Raw genomic sequence first — 307 nt, forward strand, 5'->3', positions numbered from 1 at the left:
CTACGCTGCTCGCGCAGTTGTCGGGCCCCAACGCTCGCGCATTGGTAGGGTTCCTCGTTGGTCTGGGGGAGGCAACTCCTGGCACTTACGTCGAGTACGTTGACCAGCTCAACGCCGATCCGATCACGAAGCTTCGTCTCACCACGCAAGGTCCACGCACTTTGCGCGCTGAAGCACGAGCAGCAGAGCTGCTTCCAGAAATCTCTGTCGCAGAAGGCGCTCGCGCAGTCTTCTACGGGCTGCGTGAGACCAGCGACGACGCCCTACTTCGCCTCTACATCAATGACTGGAGGACCCGCGTGGAATC

General features: G+C 60.9%; 1 protein-coding gene. It reads left to right on the forward strand.

Annotation, left to right across the window (positions count from 1 at the left end; translation table 11 throughout):
• A partial coding sequence (locus KVS71_RS17230; RefSeq protein WP_217585128.1) for a hypothetical protein occupies positions 1-307 on the forward strand: 307 nt, incomplete at both ends.

Source organism: Microbacterium sp. GbtcB4, assembly GCF_019091465.1.
GTDB lineage: Bacteria > Actinomycetota > Actinomycetes > Actinomycetales > Microbacteriaceae > Microbacterium > Microbacterium paraoxydans.